Here is a 5,637-nt window from a genome sequence, read left to right on the forward strand (position 1 = left end):
CCAGTGGCGACGGCTCGGCGCGGCTCCGTGCGCCGAGCCGTCGCCACTGGTCGTCGCGTGGTGCGGGGTGTTGTCGGCGTCTGTCATGGTGCCTGGTGTCTCCCTCCGCGGACGGCGTCGCCGAGACACAGGTCGGCCGTGCCGCTCTGCAGCAGCGTGTGGACGAACAGCAGATCCGTGCCGCCGGGCGAGGCGGCGGCTATCCGGTGCGGGGTCAGTGAGTCGAAGTGGGCCGCGTCGCCGACGCCGAGCACATGGACGGTCTCGCCGAGCGTCAGCCGCAGCCGCCCCTGGGTGACGTACAGCCACTCCTCGCCGGGATGGACCCGCACCAGGTTCTCCTGCGGGCCGGTCCCTGCCGGTACGTGTACCCGCAGCGCCTGCATGGCCCGGCCGGGGCTGCCGGTCCGCCAGTACGTCCAGCCGCCCGCCTCCCAGGCCGCCGTCCGGTCGGCCCGCAGGATCGGGTCGCGCTCGGGCGAGACCTCGCCGAGGAGGTCGGATACCGTGGTGCCGTAGGTACGGGCCAAGGCCAGCAGCATGGGGAGCGACGGCTGGCGCCGGGCGGTCTCCAGGCGGGACAGATGCGCGGGTGAGAGCCCGGCCAGCCGGGCGGCGGCTTCGAGCGTCAGGCCGCTGCGCCGCCGCAGGTCGCGCAGGCGCGGGGCGACGGAGGGCAGCTCGGCCGGGGGCGGCTCGGCGGGGGGCCCGTCGGCAGGCCCCTCGGGGGACGAGGTCATGTCTCCGGTATAGCCAGCATTCGCCTCTCGGGCAAAAATTTTGCCTCGGAGGCAAAGGTGCGTCGAGGCGGCGCCGCCGGGCCCGAGGTGGCGCGGGCGTTACGTCTTCATTACTTCTCCCGGCGCTTCGCGCGGGTCTTGTGAACTCCTGGGGAACTCCCTTCATTTGGCATTGACATGTCATGGTCTACGCGCGTCATGCTGTCAGGTATGAGAATCCCCCCACGGATCGCCCGCATCGGTGTGCTCGGCGCCCTCGCGTCGAGCCTTCTCATCGGCGGCCCGGCCGTCGTCTCCGCCACGGCCGCCCCGGTCGCGCCCCAGGCCGCCTCGTCGGTCCTCCAGATCACGGCCGTCGGCGATATCTGCTACTCCGACCTGCCGTCACAGGCCCATGACACGCTCGACCTGATCGCGTCCGGCGGCCCCTTCCCGTATCCGCAGGACGGGACCGTCTTCCAGAACCGGGAGGGCATCCTTCCGTCCCAGGCCAGTGGCTACTACCACGAGTACACCGTCAAGACCCCCGGCTCCGACACCCGTGGCGCCCGCCGCATCGTGACCGGGAAGAAGACGGACGAGGACTACTACACGGCCGACCACTACGCGTCGTTCGACCTGGTCGACTACAGCTGCTGACCGCCGAAGACCGCCACCCCCCGCACCGCGGCCGCTGCCTGCTCGCAGGCAGCGGCCGCCGCGTTGTGCACCGCCTTGTGCCCCGGGCAGCCGCCGCGTTGAGGGCCCGCTTCCGCAGGCCACAACGGCATTGCGTACGACGGGATTTGACGGGCCGACAAGTGGCCTGAACCCCGCGGGGGCGACTGTCGGTGCCGCCAGGTAGCGTTTCCGGGAGAAGGGGACGGGCGGGGAGCAAGGGGAGGCATCGGTGGCGAGCGGCCCTGAAGTGGTCACATGCGGTGAGACGATGCTGCTGTTGCTCGCCGAGCCCGGGGTTCCCCTGGAACAGGCCGTGCACTTCCGCCGCTCGGTCGCCGGAGCGGAGTCCAATGTGGCCACGGGCCTGGCCCGGCTCGGCCACAGCGCCCGCTGGCTGGGCCGGGTGGGCGCGGATCCGGCCGGCCAGGCCGTGCTGCGCGAGCTGCGCGCCGACGGCGTGGATGTGGCGTTCGCCGGGGTGGACGAGCAGGCCCCGACCGGGCTGCTGCTGCGCGACAGCCATCCGCAGCGCGCCATCGATGTGCAGTACTACCGCTCCGGCTCGGCCGGCTCCCGGCTCGCGCCCGAGCACATATCGGCCGAGGCCGTCAGCGGCGCCCGCCTCGTGCATATCTCCGGAATCACCCCGATGCTCTCGCCGACCGCGGCGGCGGCCACGGACCGGCTCATCGAGCTGGCCCGTGCCGCGGGGGCGAAGGTCTCCTTCGATCCGAATGTGCGGCGCAAGCTGGGCGGCGCGGCGCAGTGGGCCCAGACGGCCGGGCCACTGCTGCGCGAGGCCGAGCTGGTCCTGGCGGGCGAGGGCGAGCTGGAGCTGCTGACCGGCAGATCCGCCGACGAGGCCGCGGCGGAGCTGCTGGACGGCCGGGCGCGTACCGTCGTCATCAAGCGCGCCGACCACTCGGCGACCGCCGTGACCGCGGACGGGCGCTGGGACCAGCCGCCGTATCCGGTGCCGGTGGCCGACCCCGTGGGCGCGGGAGACGCCTTCGCGGCGGGGTACCTGTCGGGGCGGCTGCGCGGGCTGCCCGAGCCACGGGCGCTCGCCGAGGGCGCCTGCGTCGCCGCGCTGGTCGTCCAGACCGCGACCGATACGGACGGGCTGCCCAGCGCGGCGGGTCGTGAGCGGGCCCTCGCCGCGTTCACCGGCGCCGCCGACTCCGTCCACCGCTGAGCCCGAGCCCCCCACGCAGTGCTTCCCCCGCATCGACAACCGCAAAGCGAAAGGCCGCATATCCCGGAGGCACACCGGGGCGGCATCTCCAGGAGACCCTTCTGAGAGGAAAGGCGGCGAATTGCCGTGTACCGCTGGGAGATCACCCGGGCCGCGCTCGCACAGCGGATCTTCGCCATCATCCGCAGCGACAGCTACGACCACGCGACCGCGACGGCGGACACCCTGCTCTCCGCCGGCCTCACCACCGTGGAGTTCTCGCTGACCACCCCCTTCGCGCTGGAGGCCGTCACCACCCTGGTCCGCGAGGTCGGTGACGAGGCGGTGATCGGCGCGGGCACGGTGCTGGACGCCGCCTCCGCCCGGATGGCGGTCGACGCGGGCGCCCGGTTCCTGGTCTCCCCGAGCCTGGACCCGGAGGTGATCCGCACCGGACACCGCTACGGCCTGCCGGTCTTCCCCGGCGTCGCCACGCCCACCGAGATGGTGCGCGCACTGGAGCTGGGCGCGGACGCCCTCAAGCTGTTCCCGGCCTCCGCCCACAGCCCCCGCTGGGTCAGGGACGTACGGGCCGCCCTGCCGCAGGCCGCCCTGCTGCCCACCGGCGGGGTGACCGTCGCCGACGCGCCGGAGTGGATCGCCGCCGGAGCGGTCGCCTGCGGGATGGGCTCGGCGCTGTCGGAGGGCGACCGGGACGTGGTCGCCAAGCGCGCCGCGGAACTTCTCGCCCGGCTGCAGGACGTCGCCCCGGCCGACGTCTGCTGATTCCGGGGTGCCCGGGCCCACCGACTCCGATTCCGGCGACACCTGCTGACGTTCCATCAGTCGGCTCCTGTGATCCAGGGTGGCCGGGGCGGCGTTTCAGCAGCTGATCAACGGGTTCCGCCGGGCTGGCTCTTCTGCCACCCTGAGCGCGCTGTGATCACGCGCCCTGTGTGCGCCGTCCCGTGCCGCTCGCCGCGGCCTGTGCGAAGGAGTCGCCATGCGACGTTCCGTCACGCTGTCCGCCCTGGCCGCCGTGCTGGCCGCCACCGCCGCCGGCTCGGCCCTGGCCGCCGGCCCCACCGCCGCGCCCGCCGCCACGGCCAAGCACCAGCGCGGCACCCTGCTCGACCGGGTGCCCGAGCGTGGCGTGCTGCGCGTATGCACCACGGGCGACTACCGCCCCTTCACCCACCTCGACCCCAAGACCGGCGACTACGCCGGTATCGATATCGACATGGCCCGCGACCTGGCCAAGAGCCTGGACGCCAAGCCTGCCTTCGTCGCCACGACCTGGGCCAAGCTGGTGGACGATCTGGCGGCCGGGCGCTGTGACGTCGCCATGGGCGGGGTGTCGGTGACCCTGGCCCGGGCCCGTAAGGCGTACTTCAGCGACCCGTACCTGACCGACGGCAAGACCCCGGTGGTGCGGTGCGAGGACGAGCAGAAGTACCAGACGCTGGAGGACATCGACCAGCCGGGCGTGCGGGTGATCGTCAACCCGGGCGGTACGAATGAGCAGTTCGCCCGCGCCCATATCAAGCGGGCCACCCTCACCGTCCACCCCGACAACACCACGATCTTCGACGAGATCATCGCGGGCCGCGCCGATGTGATGATGACCGATGCCAGCGAGACCCGTTACCAGGCGAAGATCCACCCGGAGCTGTGCGCCGTCCACCCCGACAAGCCGTTCTCCTTCTCGGAGAAGGCGTATGCGCTGCCGCGCGGCGACGGCGAGTTCAAGGAGTACGTCGACCAGTGGGTGCACCTGGCCACGCATGACGGTACGTACGCCAAGTACGAACAGGAGTGGATGAAGTAGCAAAGGAACGCGGGGCTGGTCAGCGGCCGGTCTGTCCCTCCCGGGGCAGGTCGGGCGAGGCGTTCAGCAGGGCCTCGACGAAGTCGCGGACGGCGGAGCGGTGGTCGTCGGGCCGCCAGGCGAGTGCCAGCCGGCTCGGCGAGAGCCCGCTGACCGGGAGCGTGACGACGCCGGGCCGCTGGTAGATCGCGGCGTTGCCCGCGGCCAGCAGCACGACCCCGCTGCCCTCCTCCACCGCCTCGAAGGTCTCGTCCGCGTTGGAGACGACCGAGCCGATGAGGACCGGATGCCCGGCCCGCTCCTCCAGGGCCAGAAAGTGGTCGCGCAGCGGACCCGCGCTCTCCGGAAGCGCGAGGAACGGCTCGTCGAGGAGTTCGGAGAAGGGCACCTCGGCGAGCCCGGCCAGCCGGTGCCCGACGGGCAGCGCGACCCAGCGGGGCTCGGTCGCCACCACGCGCACGTTCAAGCCCTCCTGGCCGGGGACCGGCAGCCAGAGCAGGGCCAGGTCCACCTCGCCACCGGTCGCCAGCCCGGCCGTGGCGTCCTCCCAGTCGACCTGGCGCACCCGGATCCGCCAGTGGGGACGCCGTTCGGCGAAGCGCGCGCGGGCCGCGGGCAGCAGTCCGCGGCCCACGCTGCTGGAGACGCCCACCGTCAGCACGGCCGCCTCGGCGGCCGCCGCGTCGCTGACCGCCCGCTGCGCCTCGTCCCAGACCCGGATCAGCTCGTGGGCCTTGGGGAGCAGTGCCTCGCCGGGGGCGGTGAGGGTGACCGTCCGGCGGTCGCGGTCGAAGAGCCTGACCCGCAGCTGCTCCTCCAACTGGCGGATCTGCTTGCTGAGCGCCGGCTGGGAGACGAACATCCGCTCGGCGGCGCGGGTGAAGTTGAGTTCTTCGGCGACGGCGACGAAGTACCGCAGATCGCGTATATGAGCGTCCATAGCGGTTGGTTATCACAGCCTGTCTTGGACATGCGACGGCGTTCCGCCTGATGCTGGTGGCATGCCGCAGAACCGCAGTCCACAGCCCGTCTCGCTGGTGACCGGAGCCAACCGGGGGATCGGCCTGGAGGTGTGCGGGCAGCTCGCGGCGCTCGGGCACACCGTTCTGCTCACCGCCCGCTCCCTCGACGCAGCAGAGGCCGCGGCGCGGCGGCCGGCCGAAGGGGGACGGCGGTCCGTACACCCCCTGCGGCTCGACGTCACCGACGACGCGGACGTCGAGCCGCAGGGGGTG

7 protein-coding genes are annotated in these 5,637 nt (G+C 72.7%); 5 read left to right on the forward strand and 2 right to left on the reverse strand.

The window, feature by feature from the left end; all coding sequences use genetic code 11:
* Positions 1 to 83 precede the first annotated feature (83 nt).
* Complete coding sequence (locus CCN51_RS47940; RefSeq protein WP_014175526.1) at positions 84 to 740, reverse strand: helix-turn-helix domain-containing protein; 657 nt, start codon at positions 738 to 740, stop codon at positions 84 to 86.
* A 210-nt stretch (positions 741 to 950) separates the two neighbouring features.
* On the opposite strand from CCN51_RS47940, the gene CCN51_RS47945 reads away from it, so the two are divergent.
* From CCN51_RS47945 to CCN51_RS47960, 4 genes are all read left to right on the forward strand, one after another.
* The gene (locus tag CCN51_RS47945) at positions 951 to 1,379 is read left to right on the forward strand and encodes a guanyl-specific ribonuclease (RefSeq protein WP_043486543.1); all 429 of its coding nucleotides are present in this window, start codon (positions 951 to 953) and stop codon (positions 1,377 to 1,379) included.
* A 250-nt stretch (positions 1,380 to 1,629) separates the two neighbouring features.
* The gene (locus tag CCN51_RS47950) at positions 1,630 to 2,595 is read left to right on the forward strand and encodes a sugar kinase (protein WP_043486541.1); all 966 of its coding nucleotides are present in this window, start codon (positions 1,630 to 1,632) and stop codon (positions 2,593 to 2,595) included.
* Positions 2,596 to 2,721: 126 nt separating this feature from the next.
* On the forward strand, positions 2,722 to 3,360 hold the full coding sequence (locus CCN51_RS47955) for a bifunctional 4-hydroxy-2-oxoglutarate aldolase/2-dehydro-3-deoxy-phosphogluconate aldolase (protein ID WP_014175523.1): 639 nt from the start codon (positions 2,722 to 2,724) through the stop codon (positions 3,358 to 3,360).
* 217 nt (positions 3,361 to 3,577) lie between these two features.
* A complete protein-coding gene (locus tag CCN51_RS47960; RefSeq protein WP_014175522.1) occupies positions 3,578 to 4,402 on the forward strand; it encodes a transporter substrate-binding domain-containing protein in 825 nt (274 codons plus the stop codon).
* A gap of 19 nt (positions 4,403 to 4,421) precedes the next feature.
* Here the strand turns inward: CCN51_RS47960 and CCN51_RS47965 are convergent, their stop codons facing one another.
* A complete protein-coding gene (locus tag CCN51_RS47965; RefSeq protein WP_014175521.1) occupies positions 4,422 to 5,342 on the reverse strand; it encodes a LysR family transcriptional regulator in 921 nt (306 codons plus the stop codon).
* Positions 5,343 to 5,403: 61 nt separating this feature from the next.
* On the opposite strand from CCN51_RS47965, the gene CCN51_RS47970 reads away from it, so the two are divergent.
* Positions 5,404 to 5,637: SDR family NAD(P)-dependent oxidoreductase (locus CCN51_RS47970; protein WP_143676149.1), on the forward strand; the 234-nt coding region annotated here is incomplete at its 3' end.

It is taken from the genome of Streptomyces milbemycinicus (assembly GCF_002154605.1).
In the GTDB taxonomy this organism is placed as follows: Bacteria; Actinomycetota; Actinomycetes; order Streptomycetales; family Streptomycetaceae; genus Streptomyces; species Streptomyces milbemycinicus.